The following is a 21580-nucleotide window of genomic DNA, read 5'->3' as shown; positions in this document are numbered from 1 at the left end:
ATCAACCTGCGGAGACGGTGTCCTTTTCCGCGTCCGCATGGATCATCAGCGGCGCTGCGTCCGACATCACGGCTTCTTCGTTCACGACGACCTTGGTCACGCTGTCGAGGCCTGGGAGTTCGAACATCGTCTCAAGCAGGATGTCCTCGAGAATCGACCGCAGGCCACGTGCACCGGTCTTGCGCTCGATGGCACGCTTGGCGATTGCCTTCAGCGCATCGTCGGTAAACTGCAGTTCGGTGTCTTCCAGTTCGAACAGGCGCTGATACTGCTTGACCAGCGCGTTCTTCGGCTGCGTCAGGATCGTGACGAGGGCCTCTTCGTCCAGGTCCTCGAGCGTCGCGAGAACCGGCAGACGACCGACGAATTCCGGGATCAGGCCGAACTTCAGCAGATCCTCGGGCTCGAGGTCGGTGAAGATTTCGCCGATGCCGCGTTCGTCGTTGTCACGCACGTCCGCGCCAAACCCCATCGCACTGCCCTTGCCGCGGGCGGCGATGATCTTGTCGAGCCCGGCAAAGGCGCCGCCACAGATGAACAGGATGTTTGTCGTGTCGACCTGCAGGAATTCCTGCTGCGGATGCTTCCGCCCGCCTTGCGGCGGCACCGAGGCGACGGTGCCTTCCATCAGCTTCAGAAGCGCCTGCTGGACACCCTCGCCCGAAACGTCCCGGGTGATCGACGGGTTTTCCGACTTGCGCGTGATCTTGTCGACCTCGTCGATGTAGACGATGCCGCGCTGCGCGCGTTCGACATTGTACTCGGAGGCCTGCAGCAGCTTGAGGATGATGTTTTCGACATCCTCGCCGACATAACCCGCTTCGGTCAGCGTGGTCGCATCCGCCATGGTGAACGGCACATCGAGGATCCGCGCCAGTGTCTGCGCCAAAAGGGTCTTGCCGCAGCCGGTCGGGCCGATCAGCAGGATGTTCGACTTGGCCAGTTCGATGTCGTTGCCCGCCTTCTGGGCGTGGTTCAGCCGCTTGTAATGGTTGTGCACCGCGACGGAGAGCACCTTCTTGGCATTCGCCTGACCGATCACGTAATCGTCCAGCACCGCGCAGATGTCCTTCGGCGTGGGCACACCGTCGGTGGCCTTGAGCCCGCTCGCCTTGGTCTCTTCGCGAATGATGTCCATGCAGAGTTCGACGCATTCGTCGCAGATGAACACCGTCGGACCCGCGATCAGCTTGCGCACCTCGTGCTGGCTCTTGCCGCAAAAGCTGCAGTAGAGCGTGTTCTTGCTGTCGCCGCTTGAGTTCGTTGCCATGATTAACCTTTCCGGCTTCGATTTCCAACGTCGCCCCGAATTCTTCAGGACAGGGTCACCCACACAGGACAGCTTAGGACAGCGATCCGGGCATCACAATCGCAAAACGTGCCGCGCCCGATGTGGCCCGGCAGCTGTGCTACTAAGGCAGGCGTTATGCCCCCTTGTCGTCGCCCTTGTCGCGACTTGCCACGATCTCGTCGATGTGGCCCCATTCCTTGGCTTCCTCGGGCGACATGAAGTTGTCGCGATCCAGAGCCTTTTCGACCGCCTTCTTGGTCTGCCCGGTATGCTTGACATAGATGTCATACAGCCGGTCCTTGAGCTTCTGGGTTTCCGCTGCGTGGATCATGATATCGCTCGCCTGGCCCTGATAGCCGCCGCTGGGCTGGTGCACCATGATGCGGCTGTTGGGCAGCGAGAAACGCATGCCAGCCTCGCCACCGGCCAGCAGGACCGACCCCATCGATGCCGCCTGCCCGATACAGAGCGTGCTGACCTTGGGCTTGATGTATTGCATCGTGTCATAGATCGACAGGCCGCTGGTCACGACGCCACCGGGCGAGTTGATGTAGATGCTGATCTCCTTGGACGGATTTTCCGCCTCGAGATGCAGCAGCTGTGCCACCACGAGATGGCTCATCCCGTCATGGATCGGGCCATTGATGAAGACGATCCGTTCCTTCAGCAGGCGCGAGAAGATGTCATAGGCGCGCTCTCCCCGGCTGGTCTGCTCGACCACCATCGGGACGAGGGTGTTCATGTAGGTGTCTATGGGATCAAACATCTGTGCCTGCCTGCTGCTTGGACTGCCGGGACCATACCCGGCCATACGTTAGCAGAGTCTTAGTATCGCCTTTGGGGGGCTGCAAGGGCGGCAGGACAATTAGAAGTGGCAAGGGCCGCCCCGGTCGATCCGGGACGGCCCGTCTGTCAGGTCGGTTTCAGCCGAACATGTCTGCGGTGATACCGGCATACCATCCGAGGCTTTCCTCGTAGGTGATGCGGCGCAAATCGGCGTCTTCGCCGGTCTGGCTGATGAAACCGTCGACCTTGGCGATCTTCTCGTCCGTCGCCTCGTAGGTCGCACCGACCTTGACGCCGTCATCCGCGTCGATGAGCGACCAACAGGTGTTGGAGAATTTGGCCGGAAAGACCTTGGAGCCGGTCAGGGCCCCGCGTACGGCCATCGCGGCGACCTTGGCCTGGCTGTTGGCGGAAAAGCCCGACTTCGGCATGTCACCCTGATCGGTCGCATCGCCGAGCACGTGGATGTTCTCATCGACGCGAGATTGCATCGTGTGGCCTGAAACCGGTGCCCAGTTGCCTTCGGTGATGCCGGCACGTTCGCAGATCACGCCGGCCTTTTGCGCCGGGATCACGTTGCAGACGTCGACTTTCTCGTCGACGCCGTCGATCGACACGATCATCTCTGCCGGGTTCACCTGCACGTTGCTTGCCCCGAAGTCAGGGCCGATGCGCTCGATCATGCCACCGTAATGCTTCTGCCAGCCTTCCTCGAACAGCGCCTGTTTCGAATATTTCTCCTTCGGATCCACAAGCAGGATCTTGGCAGTCGGGTTGTTGGCCTTGAGCAGATGCGCGACCATGCTGATCCGCTCGTAGGGGCCGGGCGGGCAGCGATATGGGTTGGGAGGTGCGACCATGGCGAAACGCCCGCCCTCGGGCATCGCTAGGATCTGCGCCTTCAGCAGCTCGGTCTGCGAGCCGCCCTTGTAGGCGTGCGGCATGGCGTTCTGGGCCGACAGGTCCCAGCCGGGCACCGACTCGTCGACGAAGTCGATACCGGGTGACAGAATCAGCCGGTCATAGGGCAGCACCCCGCCACCGGCCAGCGTCACGGTCTTGGCGTCGCGGTCGATGCCGGTCGCCCAGTCATGCACGACGTTGACGCCCGAGGCCGCCAACCCGCCATAGGAATGCGCGAGGTCGCCGATCTCCTGGAACCCGCCGATATAGAGGTTCGAGAAAAAGCAGGTGTAGTAGCTGCGCGTCGGCTCGACCAACGTCACCTCGATCTCGCCCTTGCTGTCCTTGGCGATGTAGCGAGCCGCCGTTGCGCCACCCGCGCCGCCGCCGATCACGACCACGCGCGGAGTTCCCGCAGCCATGACCATCGGGGCGCTCAACGCGGCGGCGGTGCCGACCGCTGTTCCCAGAAAGTGCCGTCTGTTAAGTGTCATGGGGTCCTCCTCCCGTCGGTGTATCTCGTTATGTCGTCAGTCCAATGCCCCGAAATAGGCGGCAAGTGCCGCAATCTCCTCGTCGGACAAGCGGCTCGCCATCATCTGCATCACCGGATGCGGACGGATCTTGCGCTTGTAGGCGTGCATCGCGATAGCGAAATCCTCGGCCGGCCATTGCGTGATCGACGGAATCCCCTGCGCGCTCCCGTCGCGCTGATGGCATCCCGTGCATTCACTTGACAGGTATTCACCATACTCGGGGTCCCCCACGATGGCGAGCGTTTCCGGCGGCAGCTCCACCTCGCGCGGGCGCGCGGTCGGTTGGGCCTCCGGGATGTTCTGAGGATTGTCGGAGAAGCTGCGCAGATAGGCCAGCACGTCCGCGCGATCCTTCGGATCGTCGTATCCCGCGAAATTCATCCGGGTGCCGGAAACCAGCGCCTTGGGGTTCTCGATATAGGCATCCAGACGTCGCAGATCCCAGACCAGCCCGTCACGTCCGGCGCGCTGGATCCCGTCGGAATAGGGGTAACCGTCATGCGCGGCGGCCTTGCGCCCGAAGATACCGTTCAGATGTGGACCGATCCGGTCTTCGGCGCCGGCCCCGACCTCATGACAGCTGGCGCAATCCTCAAACAGGATCGCGCCGCGCTCGGCATCGCCGATCTCCACCGCTTCTTGTTCGGCCAGGGCCGGCGTGCACAGCAAGAGGCAGAGTATCCACGACGCGTGAGGTTTCACCATGCCGTCATTCTGTTTCGGGCGTCACGTCCAGCACACGCGCGCGCATGGTGATCTCGACGTTGTCCTTGCAGTTTTCCATGCAGGGATCGCGCACGAAATGGGCCTCGGCTGTCAAGCGATCATCGACGATGAAGCCGTCGGCGTTCGGCATCTCGACTTCCATGAAGGTTTCCTTGGACAGCACGAAATCCTCGTCCACCAGGTCGTTTGAGTACAGGATATAGGCGACGATCGCATAGACCTCGTCCGCAGTCAGGCTCTGCGCGTTGCCGAACGGCATCGAGCGGTTGACGTAGTCCCAGGTGGTCGACAGATACGGCCAGTAGGAGCCAACGGTCTTGAGCGGGTCCTCGTGATCGAGCGTCCCTTTGCCGCCGGCCAACTTGGGCCAGTTGCCGACGCCCTCGGCGAAGTCGCCATGGCAGACGGCGCAATAGTCGGCGAACAGTTCGTCACCCGTCCAGACATCGCCCGAGCCCTCGGGCAGCCCGGTCCCATCCGGGCTGACGTCGAGATCCCAGGCCGCGACCTCTTCGGGCAGGGCGGGACGGCCCAACCCCAGCTTCTCGGCCCAGAGCGGTCCCGCGGCCAAGGCGGCGATCAGCGCGCTTGCGACAAAACTCTTAGGACACTTCGACATTTTCCGCCTCTCCGCTTGCCTTGACCCACCAGGTCTGGATGCAGTTGTTGTGATAGATCGAGTTCAATCCGCGCACCTCGCGCAGTTCGGCCTTTGTGGGCTGCACATAGCCGGTCTCGTCCATGGCGCGGGACTGCAGCAGCATCTCCTCGCCATCCCACTCGGTATCGAGATAGAAACGAGTCAGCGCCATCTTCTCGCCGGGCTTGGCCAGGCGCGCGGTCTCCCAGGTCTTGCCACCGTCCTTTGAGACGTCGACGCGCGTGATCGCGCCGCGCCCGGACCAGGCCAGGCCCGAAATGACCAGCGGCCCGGCGCCATGGGTGATCGGGGATTGCGGGCTGGGGCTGGTCACGACCGATTTCGCATCCATCTCCCATGTCCACTTGCGGCTGATGCCGTTGGCCAGCGTATCGGTGTACTTGCTGGTTTCCTCGCGGCTTTCCACGGGGCCGTCCATCACCTCGACGCGGCGCAGCCACTTGACCCACATGTTGCCTTCCCAGCCCGGCACCACGAGGCGCACGGGATAGCCGTGTTCCTTGCGCAGCGCCTCGCCATTGGCCTTGAAGGCCACCAGCACGTCATCGAGCGCCTTCTCCATCGGGATCGAACGGCCATTGGAGGACGCGTCAGCACCTTCGACGTAAACCCACTTGTCTGACAGATCGCCCGCAGCGTCCAAACCCGCTTCTTCCAGGATCGTGCGCAGCGGTACGCCGGTGTATTCCATGTTATGGATCATGCCATGGGTGAATTGCGCCCCGTTCAACTGCGCCCCGGCCCATTCCATGCCGGTGTTCGCCGCGCATTCGCAGAAATAGACGTGGTTCTCGCGCGGAAAGCGCTCGAGATCGGCATAGGTGAAGACCAGCGGCGTATCGACCAGCCCGTTGATCATCAGGCGGTAATCTTCCTTGCGCAGCTCGATGGCGCCGGAGTGGTGCCGCTCGAATGCGCAGCCCTGCGGCGTGATCGTCCCGTCCAGCGCGTGGATCGGGGTGAAGTTGATCGAACTGATCGTGTCTGCGGTGAGCCATTCCACGTTGCGCCGGATCACGTCGGCCTCATACTCGATCGGCAGGCCATAAGGCGTGGCGTCGACGCCATCGCCGAAGCCCTGCGCCCAGTATTGCACTTCGGTGATCAACGGGTCCGGGCCATTTGCCTTGGCGGCGCCCGCAGCCATGGCCCCTGCCCCGGCGGCAGCCGCGCCGGTCAGAAACTGGCGGCGCGACGGCGTTTTCTTGTCCTTGAAACCAAACGTCATGCGTTCTGCTCCTCTTGATACTGTTGGCCGCGCGCTCAGGCGCCGACCACCTGAACCGATGTGTTGGGGGCGACCGTCACGGTGCCCTGCTTCTTGATGTGGCTTTCGACGACATCCCAGATCTGCGGGCCTTCAGTGCCTTCGTTGACGCTGGCCCAGCCGGCGACGACATAGGATTTCGCCGGGTCGATGGCCTCGCCGGTCTTGAGCAGGGTCATGTCGCTGATCCGTTCGCCCTGCGGCTTGGTGATGTCGATCCGGTAACCCAGCCCGCCTACGCGCACCATGTCGCCGCCCTGCTGGTAGTAGGGATCGGGGTTGAAGATGTTGTCGCCCACGTCTTCGAGGATCACCTTAATGAAATCGCCGGTCATTTCCGACCGATACGCCTTGCCATAGGTCATAGACGTCACGTTCCAGATATCCTCGCGCGTGATGTCCTGGCCGGGCAGGATCGATGGTCCCCAGCGCACGCCGGGGCTCATCGCGATGTCGGCCTCGCGCTCGGAAATCAGCGCGTCGCAGATCAGGTCGTCCCAGGACCCGTTGAAGTTTCCGCGTCGGTACAGCAGGCTGTCGGTCTGGCCGATCACTTCCGAAAGCTGGTCCGCATAGGGCGCGCGCTGCTCGTCGATCAGGGCGGTCATGGCCGGATCGGGCGCGATCACATCCGAGAAGATCGGGATCAGCTTGTGGCGGAACCCCATCATCCGCCCGTCGCGCACATCCAGATCGACGCGGCTGACGAATTTCCCGTTCGACCCCGACGCCACGATGATCGTCTCGCCCACCAGCACCGGTTCGGGCAGCGCGTCATGGGTGTGACCCGACAGGATCACGTCGATGCCCTTGACCACGCTGGCCATCTTCTTGTCGACGTCGAACCCGTTATGCGATAGGCAGACGACCAGTTCGGCGCCCTCGGCGCGAACCTCGTCGACCATTGCCTGCATGTGCTCGTCACGAATGCCAAAGCTGTACTCGGGGAACATCCAGCCCGGGTTGGCGATCGGCATGTAGGGGAATGCCTGCCCGATCACCGCGATCTTGACGCCGCCGCGCTCGAAGAACTTGTAAGGCTTGAACATCTCGGCGGGTTCGTCCCACTCGGCGTCAAAGATGTTCTGGCCGAGCGCAGCGAACGGCAGGCTTTCGACCAGTTCGGCGACCCGCGCGGAGCCGAGGGTGAATTCCCAGTGGAAGGTCATCGCATCGGGCTTGAGCGCGTTCATCACGTTGACCATGTCCTGACCGGCGGTGTGGTAGCACGTGTAGCTGCCGTGCCAGGTGTCGCCGCCATCCAGCAACAGCGCGTCAGGGCGTGCGGCGCGGATCGCGTTGACGACCGTGGCGACCCGATCGAGCCCGCCGACCCGACCGTATTCCCGCGCCAACGCCGAGAAATCGTTGTAGGTCAGCGCATAGGCCGAAGGACTGCCGTCCTCGATCCCGTAGAGTTTGCGGAACTCTGCGCCGGTGACATGGGGCACCGCGCCCTTGTTCTCGCCGACGCCGATATTGATCTCGGGCTCGCGGAAATAGATCGGTTTCAGCTGCGCGTGAATATCGGTCACATGGATAAGGCTGACATTGCCGAAGGTGTCGAACTCCAGCAATTGATCTTGCGTCAGGGCCTGTTGCGCGGCCAGCCGCGCCCAGTTGCCAAAGCCCGATGCGCCGACAAGAGCCGAAGCGGCCATCGACACCTGCAAAAAATCACGGCGTGAGATCATGAGATCGTTCTTTCCTGTATCCAAATTTATATTCGCATGTATGCATGCGATAGATCCGAAAAACCCGCGCCACCGAAGCGGCGCGGGTCGGGATCAGTTGCGGACGGCCGGGGTTTCGACCGTCAGGCCATTGCCGCGGCTCGCGACATAAAGCTCAAGCGCGACGAATTCGGGCGAACCTTCGGAATACGTCTCGGCCATGGTGTCGCGGATGCAGCCCTTGAAGCGGTTGTGGACAGCGATCAGGTTCGCCTGCTTCAGGCGATAGACCGGGAACCCGTTGGTCTGGCCCTGGCTGAGGTGGTCGGCGCGGATGTAGTTGTCATAGTTATCTTCGTGACAATTCGCGCAGCTCAGCTCGAGCTGACCGTAGCGGGTATAGTAGATTTCCTTGCCCTTTTCCCAGGTCTCCTGCACCGGGCCGTCGATGGCGACGTTCATGGGCAAACCGCGCGATTGCGCCCCGATCAGGGCCGTCATGTTCAGCATCGGCTGCGCTTTCCAGCCCCAGGGCTCGGCTCCCATGCGCTTTTCGCGGCAGTCGTTGATGTACATCTCCATGGTCCAGACTTCGCCCGCCGCCTCGTTCCACTTGGGCATCGATGCGCGCAGACCGGTCATCGTTTCCGCACCTTCATGACAGGAGGCGCAGGACTTGCCCTCGCTGCCATCCGCGGTGTTCCACGCTTCCGCCGCCTGGTCGACGAAGACCATCGCCGGGTTGTCGAAGTCGTCCATCTGCAAGGCTTGCGTTTCCGACGTGCGGAAGGTCCACCCGGAGCGGATGGTCGACAGCGCTCCGTCGAGATGCGCCGGGGCCTCGGTTTCCGTGACCATCTCGATCTCGCCGTTGACGACCAGAGCGGCGTCCTCGTCCGCGAACGCGGGCGCGGCCAGTGAAACCGACGCCAAGGCCAGCCATGTCAGCGATGTCGTCGCCGTTCTCTTTTTCATATCCGTGTCCCTCCCTGTTGTCCGGCCTTACGCGATGGTGACGGACTTGTTGTCTTCATAGACAGACCCGTCGTCATCATACCATTTGAAGGCGAAGTCGCCGGCTTCCGGGACGGTGGCCTCGAACTGGAAGTACGGGTTCGTGGAAATCGCGGGTTCCATCTTGATATCGACAACGTTCTGACCGTTGAAATCGCAGGTGAAGCGATTGATGATCGAACGCGGGATCACGTTGCCATCGCTGTCCTTGCGCTGGCCGCTTTCCATCTTGTGGCTGATCAGGGTCTTGATCGTGACCGCTTCGCCTGCGGCGGCGGAACTCGGGACCTTGACGCGGGGCTTTACACCAGATGCCATTTCTAAACTCTCCTTGATCTCAGGTGGGTGACGGTCGGCCGATCAGCCGCCGCAACCTCCGATTGTCACTTTCACGGTCGACGTCGCGCGCGCGAAGCTGCCGTCGGCCATCTTGGCGATCGCGACGACGTCCTGCGTGCCGGCGAGCCGGATCCGGGTCGATGCCGACTGGCTTGCGGACAGCGGTCCGAAATTGAACGTGGCGACGGCCGGCGTCGGGTTGCCGGTGGCCAGCACCATGATCGCGGCCGCGCCCGGGGCGGACACTTCGATCGGAACCGTGTTGCCGTTCTCGGCGATTTCCGGGGCGATCAGGTCGACCCCGCTATCGGCCATGTCGGCCCCGCCGGTGAAGGCGGCAATCGCCTCGTCCGTCAGAGAGGCATAAGCGCGGAACGGCAGCACCGTCATCGCCGCGGCTCCCAATCCCAGGGCCAGTGTTTCGCGTCGTGAGAATTCCATCTCTTGTCTCCTGTTTGTCCTGTGACGCGCTGCGCGTCACTCGTCCTTCAGCGTCATCAAGAATGCGACAACGTCTTCAACCTGCTGTGCAGTCAGCAACGGCTGCACCGGGCCGCTGGCGGCCTTGCCGGTGTACCCGTCGCCCGGCCGGGTGAACCCGTCGTTCTTGTAGAAGGACGGCATCACCGATCCTTCGAAGGTCATCTTGGCATTTGCGACGATGCCGCGAAGCTCGGCCTCGCTCCAGCGGCTGCCGGCGCCGTCGAGCGGCGGGCCCACCTCGCCGTGGAAAGGAATGTCGCTCAGCGCGCTTACGGCGTGGCAGGCGATGCAGTTGCCCGCACCCTTGTCCATGATCGCGGGCGCGTTCGCCGCATCACCGGGCATCCCGGTCAACGAGGATTCGATCGCGCCATCCACATAGGCGACATCCACCGGCATGATCTCTTCGGCGATGGCCGGTCCGGCCAGCAGCGCCGCTGCCAATGTGAGTTTCGTCAGCTTCATGTTCCCTCCCATGACTGCCGCCTGCTGCGGCTTTCGTAGCTTGGCATACCGTAGGACACGGTCGCCTCAGAACGCAACAACAAATTCACGATTGTGAATTATTCATGTCCTGAGAGCGCGATCAGTCGGTGCTGCCGTTCGACCGTTCCTGAATGCGACGAGCATGATACCGCTGGAAATCTTCCCCGTTATCAAGCTCGTACCGCTTTTCTGCGACCCAAGTGAACATGTCGGTCGTGGTGCCCACACCAAAGGCCCCGGGCATCACCGCGACCGCTGCCTGTTGCGCGGTCTGCCCCTCGGCGACCGATTCCGGAAGGAACAGAATCGTCGGCGTGAACAGGAGGTTCCACTTGCGGGCCATGTCCTTCTCGCTGAGCGTTTCGCCGTCAAAATCGGTCACGTCGACATCGCCGTGCAGGTTGAGCTGGACGACGAAGAACTTGTCCTCGATCAGCTGCGTCAGTTTGGGATCGGGAAAGACCTCCTCGTGCATCTTGGTGCAGTAGATGCAGCCGCGCTGCTCGAAGAACAGGACCAGGCGTTTGCCCTCTGCGTTTGCTTCGGCGAGGTCCTCGCGCAGGTCCTTGAACGTGTCGCGCATCCACGGGGTCTTGTGCAGCCCGTCATCTCCCAGCTGCGCCGCTGCGACCGGCCAGGCCAAGGCCACCGCGAAAGCGGTTGCGATCCAGTGTCTCATGATATCCTCCCTTCCTGTATGTCCAGATTAACCCAGAGACGTGAATCCCGGAAACCAATCGATCATCGCCTGTGCGATCAGGTTGACGCCACCGGTCACGATCAGAACCGCGAACAGGATCAGCATGACCCCCATGCCCTTTTCGACCCAGGCAAAGGCGGCGCGGTGTCGCTGCACCCAGGCCAGGAACGGCTTGGCGAAGAAGGCGGCCAGGATGAAGGGCGCGGTCATCCCGACGCCATAGACGAACAGCAGCAGCGCCCCGCGCCAGATGTCGCCCATGCCGCTGGCGATCATCAGGATAGAGGCCAGCGCGGGACCGACGCAAGGCGTCCAGCCGAAGCCAAAGGCAAGGCCCATCAGGTAGGCGCCCAGCACGGTACTGGCCTCGGCCTTGCTCTCGAGCCGCGCCTCCCGATAGAGCAAGGGCACCTTGATGACACCCAGGAAGTGCAGCCCGAAGACCACCAGGATCGCTGCCGCGACATAGGAGAGCGGTTCGAGATACTGCCCGAAGGCCTGCCCCAGCGCCGTCGCCCCCATGCCCAGCAGCATGAAGATCGTGGTCACGCCCAGAGCGAAGAACAGCGCCGACACGACGAGGCGCCGCTGCGCGCCGGGAGCGATCGCTCCGTCGCCGCGCAACTCCGCCATTGACAACCCGCCCATGTAGGACAGGTAGAACGGCACCATCGGCAGGATGCACGGGGTGAAGAAACTGAGAAGACCCGCGAATGCCGCGCCGACGAGCGATACTTCCAGCATCCCGAGTTTCTCCTGACGTTCCGTTCTTCAAGCCGACTCAGAGTCAAAAGCTTGAATCATTCACATATTCAGATTACGTTGTGCGATATGACAACGTCAACGGGGACAGCATGTCCAATCTGCGATTTCTTTGCAGGGCCGCTCTCGGGCCGGTCCTGGGCCTGCTGGTTCTGATATCGGCGACGGGCCTCGCCTGGGCGACCGAACTCGTTATGGTCGAACAGCGCGGCTGCGAATGGTGCGCCCGCTGGAATGCCGAAATCGCCCCCGCCTATCCGAAAACCAGCGAAGGCGCCTATGCGCCTCTCAGGCGGGTGGACCTGCGCGCGATGCCCGAGGATCTCGAGGTGCAGCGCCGCGTCACCTTCACGCCGACCTTCCTGGTCGTGCAGGACGGACGCGAGATCGCGCGGCTCGAAGGCTATCCCGGCGAGCAGTTCTTCTGGCCTGTATTGAACAAGCTGTTGATTGACCACACGGATTACAAGGGAGAGAACGGATGAAACGGATCGCAGCGATTAGCCTCGCCACCGCGGCCCTGGCCTTGCCGGCCGCCGCACAGGACGACGGCGCCTTCGTCGATTTCCAGGTCCTGAAACCGGAAGTGGCGCAGACCATGGCCGAAGCCGCGATGATCGCCTGTCGCGACGCCGGCTACCAAGTGGGTGTGACCGTGGTGGACCGGTTCGGCATTCCGCAGGTGTTCGTGCGCGACCGGTTCGCCGGGGTCCATGTCTATGAAACCTCGCGCCGCAAGGCCTGGACCGCCGTCAGCTTCCGCACCTCGACGACCGAGCTCGCCGAATCGACCCAGGCAGGTGAAACCGCCTCGGGCATCCGGCATCTTAGCGAAGCCTTGCCGCTTGGCGGCGGGCTGGTGGTCTATGAAGGTGGCGGTTCCATCGTTGCCGGAATCGGCGTATCCGGTGCACCCGGCCCCGAACTGGACGATGTCTGCGCCGAAGCCGGCATCGCCGCAATCGAAGACCAGATCGCGTTCTGAAGCGATCGCAGCAGCAGGATTCGCCCGCATGGCTCTTCCCCGGTTTACCCCAGACATGGCCGAAGACGAACTCGACGCGATGGTCGAAAACGCGACCACGGCTTCGAACTTCCTCAAGGCGATCAGCCACGAAGGCCGGCTGATGATTCTCTGTCATCTCGTCACCGGGGAGAAATCGGTGACCGAGCTCGAGGAACTGCTGTCGGCGCGGCAGGCGGCCGTATCGCAGCAATTGTCGCGGCTTCGTCTTGAAGGGCTTGTCGTTCCGCGCCGCGATGGCAAGGCGATCTACTACCGGCTCGCCGACGACCGGCCCCGCCGCATCCTCGAAGTCGTCTACGAGCTGTTCTGCGCGAACGAGGAAGCCTCCTGATCGTGACTTGATCGAATGGCCGCCCCGGCGCAAGATGCAGGCGGAGCTGGGAGGAGTCCGCAATGCATGCCGTTCTGACCGACAGCCATGCCGTCGCCTTGATCGGGATGTTCGGCGGCGTTCTGCTGGGGCTGGCGGCACGGCTCGGACGGTTCTGTACGCTCGGCGCGATCGAAGACCTGCTCTATGGCGGCAGCGACGTGCGGTTGCGCATGTGGGCGATGGCGATCGGCGTGGCGGTGTTTGGCAGCTTCGCGTTGATCGGCTCCGGGCTCCTGGCCGGCACCGACAGCTTCTATCTTTCAATCCGCTGGATGCCGATGGCCTCGATCGTCGGCGGGCTGATGTTCGGCTATGGCATGGCCCTGTCGGGCAATTGCGGCTATGGCGCGATCGCGCGTCTGGGCGGGGGCGATCTGCGCTCCTTCGTGATCGTGCTGGTGATGGGCGTGTCGACCTATGTGGTGCTTGCCGGCCCGCTCGCCCCGCTACGCGATCTGCTGTTCCACCAGGCACCGGTGACCACGGATACACCACCGGGTCTGGCCCATCATGCCGCCGCGCTGACCGGGCTGCCCGTTGCGGGCATCGGCATCGCGCTCGGCCTCACGATCTGCGCGCTGACGCTCATGTCCTCGTCGTTTCGAACTGATCCGAGAGCGGTGATCTGGTCCGTGGTCGTGGGCCTCGCCATCGTGTCGGGTTGGGCCGGCACCGCTTGGGTCGCGCGCACCGGGTTCGAGGCGCTGCCCGTCGTATCGCACAGCTTTTCCGCCCCGGTCGGCGAAACCATCCTCTATGCCATGACCGGCAGCGCACGCCCTGTCTCCTTCGCGGTGGGCTCGGTCGCCGGGGTCTGGATCGGCGCCTTCGTCGGCTCGCTGATCAAGGGACATTTCCGTTGGGAGGCGTGCGAGGACCCGCGTGAACTGCGCCGCCAGATCATCGGCGCGGCCATCATGGGCGCCGGTGCGGTGATCGCCATGGGCTGCACGGTCGGTCAGGGGCTGTCCGCGTTCAGCCTGCTCGCCATCAGCGCCCCGGTCACGTGTCTCGCGATTTTCGCGGGCGCGGCCTTCGGGCTGCGGCAATTGATCGAAGGGTTCTCCCCGGCGGAGTGACTCACCTTCGATCGGGCCTGTGCGGGGCCCGGTTTCATGTGCCTGTTACACCGCGCGCATTAGCTGAAGTTGGTATTTCCCTTCTACTCGCTGAGGAGCAACCCCATGGATCGCAAAAGCATTCTGTCCGACCCCGAAATCGGCAACAAGGCGGAGGCGTTCGAGGCCTTCGACGACATCCCGACCAACCCGCATCTCGGCCGCACCATCGGAGACGTCATCAACGCCCGTTATGGCCGCCGCGACGTTCTGCGCGGGTTTCTCGGCGTTTCGGCAACAACGGCGCTGTTCGGCACCTCGGCGATGATCGCGCCGCGGCAGGCCGCTGCCGCGACCGGCAGCCGCTACAAGTTCAAGGAACTGACCGCTGGCAACGACGAAACCCACCATATCGCCGAAGGCTATGACGCCGATATCCTGCTGCGCTGGGGGGACCCGATCACCGCGGACGCGCCCGAATTCGACGTGATGAACCAGACCGCTGCGGCCCAGCTCAAGCAGTTCGGCTACAACAACGACTATGTCGGCTTCTGGCCCCTGAACGACGAGGGCACGCGCGGCGTGCTCTGCGTCAACCACGAATACACCAACGAAGAGGTGATGTTTCCGGGTCTCGGTCGGCAGGACCGGCAGGAGTTCGCCGGCATGATGCAGGAGTTGGTGGACATCGAGATGGCCGCGCATGGCGGCACGGTGGTCGAGATCGCCCGCGGCGAGGACGGGAAATGGGCGCTGGTGCGCGACAGCGCGTTGAACCGGCGCATCACACCGCTCGATACCGAGATGACGATCAGCGGCCCCGCCGCCGGTCACGAGCGGATGAAGACGAACGCCGACCCCGAAGGCATGACCGTGATCGGCACCGTCAACAACTGCGCCGGCGGCATGACGCCCTGGGGGACCTACCTGATGGCCGAAGAGAACTTCCACGGCTACTTCTGGACCGAGGTCATGGACGCAGACGGCAAACCCGATGTCTCGGCGCATGATCATGCGGACAGCCTCAAGCGATATGGAGTGCCGGGACTTTGGTACGCGTGGGGCAAGTTCCACGACCGCTGGAACATCGACAAGGAACCGAACGAGCCCAACCGCTGGGGCTGGATCGTCGAGGTCGACCCGATGGATCCGAGCGCGAAACCCGTCAAGCACACCGCGCTCGGCCGTTTCCGCCACGAGGGCGCGGAGACCACGATATCGCCGGACGGACACCTGGTGGTCTATTCCGGCGACGACAACCGGTTCGACTATCTCTACAAGTATGTCTCGACCGGCACCGTGTCCGATGACCGCTCCGCAAACTCCGCCCTGCTGAGCGATGGCACGCTGTTCGTCGCACGGTTCGACGAGGATGGCAGCATCACCTGGATGCCGCTGGTGCATGGCGAAGGGCCGCTGACCGCCGAGAACGGCTTTGCCGGCCAAGCCGATGTTCTGATCGACACGCGCCTCGCGGCGGATGCCCTCGGCGCAACTCCGATGGACCGTCCCGAGGACGTGCAGCCGCGCGGGGACGGCACCGCCTATGTCATGCTGACCAACAACACCCGTCGCAAGGCTGACGAGGTCAACGCCGCCAATCCCCGCCCGGAAAGCAGCTTTGGCCATATCATCGAGATCAAGGAAGACGGCGGCGATCCCGCCGCACCCCGGGGCACCTGGTCGATCCTCGTCAAGTGCGGCGATCCATCGATCGCCGAGGTCGGCGCCCAGTGGAACCCGGAAACCAGCGAGAACGGCTGGTTCGGCTCGCCCGACAACTGCGCCATCGACGCCGACGGGCGTCTCTGGATCAGTACCGACCAGGGCAGCAGCTGGGCCAAGACCGGCAAGTCCGACGGGCTCTATGCGCTGGAAACCGAAGGCGATCTGCGCGGGCATTCGCAGCTGTTCTTTCGCTGCCCGATCGGCGGCGAGCTGTGCGGCCCCTACTTCACCGCCGACAACGAGACGCTGTTCCTGGCGGTGCAGCATCCGGGCACCGACGGCACCAAGGACTTCAAGGGATTCGAGCGCGACTCGGTGTTCGAGGACCCGGCGACCCGCTGGCCCGATTTCGACCCGGCGATGCCGCCGCGCCCCTCGGTGGTCGTGGTCACACGGCAGGGCGGCGGCAAGATCGCTCTCTGATCATGAAGCTGATGCCGGCGTGCGGCGGATCGCACGCCGGCTCAGACCAGGGCGGTATAGAACATCACGCAGGTGACGATGAAGCCCAGCGGAAAGACGACGCGGCTGATCCGGTCGAGCCGCAGCGCCAGAGCGTGTCGCCCTTGCGACGTCATGTAGCCGGTCGCCAGCGACTGGAACAGTGCGATGAAGACAAACACAGTGGACGCGGCGACGTACTTGTCGAGCATCGTGAAGTATCCAAGGCGCGGCAGCAGGTTCGTGGTCGCGAAGATGAAGGCGACCATGGTCAGGACCGAGGTGGCGGACAGACCGATCTGGGTGCCGAATTCCTTGGGGTCGATCCAGAAGGCGAACCAGGACATCACGACGATCATCGAGATCGGCAACATGATCTTCCAGAAGTAGTAGCTGGTGTATCGAGCTGCCGTGATTTTCAATTCATAGCTGGCCCGGGTCTGGTGAAACCCGTTGATATCCTGGGTCTGCACCGCCGCCTCGACCGACAACAGGCGCCAATCCGAAATGTTCAGAAGCGGAGCCGACCCGGTGAAACCCGGATCGTCCTTGAAGACCAGTTTCTCGATGCTCCAGTCCAACGGGTAGAAACGCAATGAGATTTCGACCGGGTCAAAAGGGTATCCTTCGAGCTTGTGGTAGGTCGAGAACGATCCCGATACCCGCTGCTGGTAGGTGACACGCCCGCCCTCCTCGATGCTCACGGTCTCGGGCCAGCGGGAGAACATCCGGCCGGAATTCTTGAGGATCAGCTCGGGAAACCAGATTGCGCTGATCGGCAGCTTGCAGCCCTCGTAAGCGGCGAGACGCGGGTCGGTCCAGCGCATCCGCAGGACCACATCGACGGAAATCGACTGGTCCACGTCGCTGATCGCGACAAGGTCCGCGATCAGCATGCCGATCGTCACCTCGGTCGGTTCACCGTCCGGGTCTGGACGTACGTCGTTGCGATAGCTCGGAGGCACACACGCGTTGGGGGCGACTGCGTCCTGCGCCCACGCGCCAGCGGGCAGAAGAAACCCGCCCACGCTCAGCAAAAGGGCGAAGACTGCAAAAAGAAAATGTCGCATGTCCGTATCCGCGAATGGTCAAAGGCCTTGACCGTCCCAGACATCACCTTTCGCCAAATCGGAAATGATGTCCAACCCATTTGATGCGCTTCGAAAAGATTGAGGTGAATCGGGTCGCCATGCGTTCCGGTCGAAACCGTCTCGGCGCCAGTTTACCTTGAAGTGGTACGGGCGGTGGGACTCGAACCCACACGGCACAAGGCCTTCGGATTTTAAGTCCGATATGTCTACCATTCCATCACGCCCGCAAGCGTTCCGTTCTTAGAACAGGCCGAGGGGCTACTCAACGGCGGATTGACCGCTAGCGGCTCAGCCGATTGGCGATTTGTCGGGCGAGGGTCGTGATCGCTGCGCTCGTGGCATCGGCGATCGCGGTCGGCGTTCCCGCGGCCATCGGTTGCGCGATGTCGAACCGATTCAGCGTTTCCCGCACCGCACCTCCAGGCGACGCGATGGCGAACTGGCCGGACATGCGGAATACACCATCGGTCTGCGCCACCATCCGATCTATACGCACCTCGACGCGCACCTGCGGCGAGTCGATCAACGGCCAGGGTTCGGCCGCGGCGGTCGCGGTCGAAACCGCCTCGATGTCGCGCGCGAGAGACAGCGTGACTGCGCGCACCTGATCGTCCGCCCAGACCGCGTTGTCGGACGGGCGCAAGGCACCGTCTTCGCCCTGCAGCATGATCTCGGATCCTGACGCATAGACAGGAAGGGTCACTTCGCGCAGTTCGATCGTGGACACCGGCAGCCGCATCCGCTCCTGCGCGGTAGGCGGCTCCAGCAGGTACCGCGCGGCGGGGTCTCCGCAGGCCGTCAGCGCCAGCGCCGACAGCAGGCCGAGAGTCAGGCGGAAGGAAGCGGTCATGGCGGGGTCACTTTCCGAACAGAAGGGAGTTGGGGCTACGCTCGAGCGAGCGGGCGAGCGACGTCACCGTGCGCGCAGCGGCGCTGATCTCGCGCAGCATCGACAGCGTCTCGGAGTTGAAGTCCGACCGCGCCCCATAAGCCGATATCAGATCTTCCGAGCGCGCGACCAGAGATTCCAGCCGAGCCGTCAGCGATGGCAGGTCCGCGGTCGCCCTTTCGAGCGACTCAGTCGCCGAGCGGGCCGAGGCCAGCGCCGCGTTGGTGTTCTCGATCGCGCCGCCTGTCTGCAATTCGGCCAGAAGGCCGCGCAACTGCTCAAGTGCCGCGGTCAGCGCGGGCGGAATGGCGCGGGTTTCCTCGGAGTCGATCAGCGCGTCGGCACCGTTGAGGAACTCGGTCGCCGACTCCACCAATTCGCGCGCCGGCAGATCGCGCGCTTCCGCAGCCACCTCGCGCAGGTCCGCGACCAGCGCCGGCAATTCATCCGACGCGGTGGACAGGTTCGCCATCGCTGCGTCGGCACTGGCAAGGGTCGAAGACAGCTTTGCGATCACCCCGTCGCTGTTCACCCTGTCGATGGTGATGCGCAAATCGGCCAACGCATCGAGCGCTTCTCCCGGCAACGCCTTGGCTGCCTCGCTGTTCACCAGCGCGCGGGCATCCTCGATCAGGTCGACTACCGCCTTGGGAATCGTCTGGATCTCGGAGCCTGTTGCCACTGTCTCTATGCTCGCCAGCGTGCTGGTGGCCTGCTGGATCAGCTCCTCGATCCTGAGACCGTTCACGCGCTTCAACACGCCTTCCAGCGTCGCGTTTATGTCCTGCACATTCGACGGCACGCTCGGGATCACCGGATAGGGGTCCGCCGTCCTGTCCAGCGACGCGGGACCGGCACCTTCGACCTTGGCCAATTCCACGATCAGTGTCGATCCGAGCAGGTTTGCCGACTCCAGCCGCGCGCGCAGCCCCTCGTCGACCGCCGGGGACAGCAGATCGAGCACATCCTCGAGACCGGAATTTGCGGGCAGGCCCATCAACTCGGGATCAATCTCCAGCAGCACCTGCTGACTGACCTCCATGTCGTTCCCCTCGCCGGTCACGAAAGCGGAAACGCTGCGCACCTCGCCGATCTTCAGACCTTCGTATCGCACTTCCGCCGGACTCGTCAGGCCCGATACGCCGCCCTGGAACACCGTCGCCAATGTCACGGTATTGCCCGAGACGCGCGAGAAGGCGTTCGTCTTGGCCGAGTCCTGATCGACGTAAAGCTCGTAGATATGACCGGCTTCGACCGGCCGCCCCCCATCGAAGAAGGTGTTGAACGAGATGCCCCCGCTCAGCAGCGCGGCAAAGCTGCCGACGTCCAATGTCAGCCCATCCGCGCCGAGCGAGACCGAGAAGCCGGAGTTGTCCCAGAACCGCGTTGCCGTGGTCAGCAGACGGTCATGCGGCGCCTCGACGAAGGCTTCGACCATTACCACCGAACCTGACTCGTCCAGCCGCGGTGCCTCGGTCCGTCCGACCTGCACGCCACGGTAAAAGACGGGCGTGCCTGCCGACGTCACCGTGCCATCCTGCGTTGTCAGGGTAACCCGTGTGCCCTCGTCCGTCACGTCGACCAGCGGCCGCTGGTCCAGCCCCTGGAAGCGATCCGGCGCGGGCCCGCCGGTCTTTTCCCAGGTGCCCTCGATGTAGACGCCGGACAGGACCGTGGACAGGCCCGACACTCCCTGCGCCGTGACCTCCGGACGCACCACCCAGAATTGGGCGGTTTCGTTCAGGAACGGCACGATGTTGTTGTCGACCCGCGCCGACACCAGAACCTTCTCCAGATCCTCCGTGAAGCCGACATTCTCGACCGTGCCGATGATCACGTCGCGGTAGTGCAGCGTGGTCTCACCCGCCTTCACCCCGGCGGCGTTCTGGAACTCGATCTCGATCAGTTGACCACGGTCGGCATAGGTGCGCCATGCGATACCGAGCGATACCACCAGCGCCAGGACCGGCACCAGCCAAACAACCGACAGGTTCCGCCAGGGCGAGGGTTTGCGCGGTCGCCGTTCCATCTCTGCCGGTTGCGGCATGTCGGTCATGTTCGGCGGTCCTCATCCGCGTCCCAGATCAGTCTGGAATCGAAGCTTTGGGCGGAAAGCATGGTGAATGCAACCGATAAGGCGAACGAAACGGCGGCGATTCCCGGGTGGATATTGACGATGAAATTGAACTGCACCAGCGCCGACAGGATGGCCACCACGAAGACGTCGATCATCGACCAGCGCCCGATGAACTCGACCGTTTCGTAAAGATGCTGACGCACTTTTCCCGGAAGAGTCGTGGGATACTGCACGCTGTAGGCGAGATAGGCGATGGCGAGGAACTTGCTGATCGGAATCACGACCGACGCGAAGAAGACGATGAACGCGACGCCATAGCTCTTGTAGTCGATCAGTTCGATCACACCGCCGATGATCGTGTTGTCGAGCTCGCTTCCGAAAGTCGAGGTCTTGAGCATCGGGTAGATATTGGCCGGAATGTAGCAGATCAGCCCTGCGAACCACCACGCCCAGACCCGTTGCAGACTGGTCTCGTCCCGGCTGGACAGCGCCGCGCCGCAGCGTACGCACATGGTTTCCTGCGCCCCGTGCACGCGGCCGCATTGCGTGCAGGCCACGAGGCCCGCATCCCGCGCGGTCTGGATCGTCGCATCGCTCATTGACGGCGGGTCTCCAGAGTTTTCCAGACGGTAAGCTTGCACATGAAGGTGTCCTTCAACGTCGTCACCAGCACCAGTGCGACGAAGGCCCAGAACGCGGGACCCATCGACACCGTGGCCAGCCCCGCCACCTTGACCAGCGCCACCGCGACGCCAACGATGAACACCTCGGCCATCGCCCAGGGCTTGAGCGCATTGGCCAGCCGAAACGCCTTTTCCGCCGCCGGAAGCGGCGCGTAGCCGGTCATCATCGGCCCGACCGTATAGATCACGGCGATCAGCCGCACCGCCGGCAGGATCACGATCAGCGCCGCCAGAGCCACCGACAGCGGCACCAGCAACCCGTCGGAATAGGCCAGAACGGCGTCGATCACGGAACTGCTGTGCTCAAGTCCGGCGACGTTCAGCTTGAGAAACGGAAAGAACACCGCCGCGACCATCAGCATCAGCGCGGTGGCCGACAGCATGACGATCTGCGTCATCGCCCCTTCACGCGGGGCCATGAGAACGGTGTGACAGCGCCGACACCGCGCTTGTTCCCCGACCGGCACCTCGGCGTCACGATGCAGGGCGTCGCAGGCCGGACATGCGATCAGCGCGTCCAGAGCGGGGTCATGTGCGGTCATCGGGCATCGTCCTGCATCCCAGTGTTGCGCCGGGACAGTGACGG

Annotated in this window: 23 protein-coding genes and 1 tRNA gene; 5 read left to right on the top strand and 19 right to left on the bottom strand. The window is 63.3% G+C overall.

All coding sequences use genetic code 11. The annotated features are described in order from the left end of the window. Position 1 precedes the first annotated feature (1 nt). The 13 genes from clpX to JF290_RS07745 form a co-directional block, all read right to left on the bottom strand. Positions 2-1270 carry an ATP-dependent Clp protease ATP-binding subunit ClpX gene (clpX, locus tag JF290_RS07805; RefSeq protein WP_199024282.1) on the bottom strand — a complete coding sequence of 423 codons (1269 nt, stop codon included), beginning with the start codon at positions 1268-1270 and terminating at the stop codon, positions 2-4. A 154-nt stretch (positions 1271-1424) separates the two neighbouring features. Further along, positions 1425-2057 carry an ATP-dependent Clp protease proteolytic subunit gene (locus tag JF290_RS07800; protein WP_199024281.1) on the bottom strand — a complete coding sequence of 211 codons (633 nt, stop codon included), beginning with the start codon at positions 2055-2057 and terminating at the stop codon, positions 1425-1427. Between the two features lie 157 nt (positions 2058-2214). Continuing rightward, positions 2215-3474 carry an NAD(P)/FAD-dependent oxidoreductase gene (locus JF290_RS07795; RefSeq protein WP_199024280.1) on the bottom strand — a complete coding sequence of 420 codons (1260 nt, stop codon included), beginning with the start codon at positions 3472-3474 and terminating at the stop codon, positions 2215-2217. Positions 3475-3510: 36 nt separating this feature from the next. Beyond that, positions 3511-4221 (bottom strand): c-type cytochrome, encoded by a 711-nt coding sequence (locus JF290_RS07790; RefSeq protein ID WP_199024279.1) that lies wholly within the window; start codon positions 4219-4221, stop codon positions 3511-3513. Between the two features lie 4 nt (positions 4222-4225). Next, positions 4226-4861, bottom strand: coding sequence for a c-type cytochrome (locus tag JF290_RS07785; RefSeq protein WP_199024277.1), 636 nt, complete (start codon positions 4859-4861; stop codon positions 4226-4228). Then, positions 4845-6131, bottom strand: a complete 1287-nt coding sequence (gene soxC / locus JF290_RS07780) for a sulfite dehydrogenase (RefSeq protein WP_199024275.1) — start codon at positions 6129-6131, stop codon at positions 4845-4847. The genes JF290_RS07785 and soxC overlap by 17 nt, the downstream gene beginning before the upstream one ends. Before the next feature lie 35 nt (positions 6132-6166). Then, positions 6167-7864: a thiosulfohydrolase SoxB gene (gene soxB, locus JF290_RS07775; RefSeq protein ID WP_199024273.1), complete on the bottom strand. Its 1698-nt coding sequence runs from the start codon at positions 7862-7864 to the stop codon at positions 6167-6169. A 93-nt stretch (positions 7865-7957) separates the two neighbouring features. Then, complete coding sequence (gene soxA, locus JF290_RS07770) at positions 7958-8818, bottom strand: sulfur oxidation c-type cytochrome SoxA (protein WP_199024272.1); 861 nt, start codon at positions 8816-8818, stop codon at positions 7958-7960. 27 nt (positions 8819-8845) lie between these two features. Beyond that, positions 8846-9175 carry a thiosulfate oxidation carrier complex protein SoxZ gene (gene soxZ / locus JF290_RS07765; RefSeq protein WP_199024270.1) on the bottom strand — a complete coding sequence of 110 codons (330 nt, stop codon included), beginning with the start codon at positions 9173-9175 and terminating at the stop codon, positions 8846-8848. A gap of 42 nt (positions 9176-9217) precedes the next feature. Beyond that, positions 9218-9637 carry a thiosulfate oxidation carrier protein SoxY gene (gene soxY / locus JF290_RS07760; RefSeq protein WP_199024268.1) on the bottom strand — a complete coding sequence of 140 codons (420 nt, stop codon included), beginning with the start codon at positions 9635-9637 and terminating at the stop codon, positions 9218-9220. Between the two features lie 36 nt (positions 9638-9673). Beyond that, complete coding sequence (soxX, locus tag JF290_RS07755; RefSeq protein WP_199024267.1) at positions 9674-10144, bottom strand: sulfur oxidation c-type cytochrome SoxX; 471 nt, start codon at positions 10142-10144, stop codon at positions 9674-9676. 121 nt (positions 10145-10265) lie between these two features. Beyond that, on the bottom strand, positions 10266-10844 hold the full coding sequence (locus tag JF290_RS07750) for a thioredoxin family protein (protein WP_199024266.1): 579 nt from the start codon (positions 10842-10844) through the stop codon (positions 10266-10268). A gap of 27 nt (positions 10845-10871) precedes the next feature. After that, positions 10872-11609, bottom strand: a complete 738-nt coding sequence (locus JF290_RS07745; protein WP_199024265.1) for a cytochrome c biogenesis CcdA family protein — start codon at positions 11607-11609, stop codon at positions 10872-10874. A gap of 110 nt (positions 11610-11719) precedes the next feature. Here JF290_RS07745 and JF290_RS07740 point away from each other — a divergent pair, with 110 nt between their 5' ends. From JF290_RS07740 to JF290_RS07720, 5 genes are all read left to right on the top strand, one after another. Then, entirely contained in the window at positions 11720-12112 is a 393-nt protein-coding gene (locus tag JF290_RS07740) for a thioredoxin domain-containing protein (protein ID WP_233155193.1), read from the top strand. Further along, positions 12109-12612, top strand: a complete 504-nt coding sequence (locus JF290_RS07735) for a GlcG/HbpS family heme-binding protein (protein ID WP_199024264.1) — start codon at positions 12109-12111, stop codon at positions 12610-12612. Before JF290_RS07740 ends, JF290_RS07735 begins: the two co-directional genes overlap by 4 nt. Before the next feature lie 28 nt (positions 12613-12640). Then, positions 12641-12985 (top strand): ArsR/SmtB family transcription factor, encoded by a 345-nt coding sequence (locus JF290_RS07730; protein ID WP_199024263.1) that lies wholly within the window; start codon positions 12641-12643, stop codon positions 12983-12985. A gap of 62 nt (positions 12986-13047) precedes the next feature. Continuing rightward, on the top strand, positions 13048-14106 hold the full coding sequence (locus JF290_RS07725) for a YeeE/YedE family protein (RefSeq protein WP_199024262.1): 1059 nt from the start codon (positions 13048-13050) through the stop codon (positions 14104-14106). Between the two features lie 105 nt (positions 14107-14211). Then, positions 14212-16236 carry a PhoX family protein gene (locus tag JF290_RS07720; RefSeq protein ID WP_199024261.1) on the top strand — a complete coding sequence of 675 codons (2025 nt, stop codon included), beginning with the start codon at positions 14212-14214 and terminating at the stop codon, positions 16234-16236. 41 nt (positions 16237-16277) lie between these two features. Here JF290_RS07720 and JF290_RS07715 read toward each other — a convergent pair whose 3' ends face one another. From JF290_RS07715 to JF290_RS07690, 6 genes are all read right to left on the bottom strand, one after another. Beyond that, positions 16278-17324 carry a ligand-gated ion channel gene (locus JF290_RS07715; protein WP_199024260.1) on the bottom strand — a complete coding sequence of 349 codons (1047 nt, stop codon included), beginning with the start codon at positions 17322-17324 and terminating at the stop codon, positions 16278-16280. A 163-nt stretch (positions 17325-17487) separates the two neighbouring features. Then, a tRNA-Leu gene (locus tag JF290_RS07710) sits at positions 17488-17572 on the bottom strand. A gap of 53 nt (positions 17573-17625) precedes the next feature. Next, positions 17626-18195 carry a PqiC family protein gene (locus JF290_RS07705; protein ID WP_199024259.1) on the bottom strand — a complete coding sequence of 190 codons (570 nt, stop codon included), beginning with the start codon at positions 18193-18195 and terminating at the stop codon, positions 17626-17628. Positions 18196-18202: 7 nt separating this feature from the next. Beyond that, the gene (locus tag JF290_RS07700; RefSeq protein ID WP_199024258.1) at positions 18203-20290 is read right to left on the bottom strand and encodes an MlaD family protein; all 2088 of its coding nucleotides are present in this window, start codon (positions 20288-20290) and stop codon (positions 18203-18205) included. Next, a complete protein-coding gene (locus tag JF290_RS07695) occupies positions 20287-20910 on the bottom strand; it encodes a paraquat-inducible protein A (RefSeq protein WP_199024257.1) in 624 nt (207 codons plus the stop codon). Before JF290_RS07695 ends, JF290_RS07700 begins: the two co-directional genes overlap by 4 nt. Further along, positions 20907-21536 (bottom strand): paraquat-inducible protein A, encoded by a 630-nt coding sequence (locus tag JF290_RS07690; RefSeq protein ID WP_199024256.1) that lies wholly within the window; start codon positions 21534-21536, stop codon positions 20907-20909. The genes JF290_RS07695 and JF290_RS07690 overlap by 4 nt, the downstream gene beginning before the upstream one ends. Positions 21537-21580: the final 44 nt, after the last annotated feature.

Source organism: Sedimentitalea arenosa, from assembly GCF_016428585.1.
Lineage (GTDB): Bacteria > Pseudomonadota > Alphaproteobacteria > Rhodobacterales > Rhodobacteraceae > Sedimentitalea > Sedimentitalea arenosa.
This window is presented reverse-complemented; position numbering and strand designations above follow the sequence as displayed.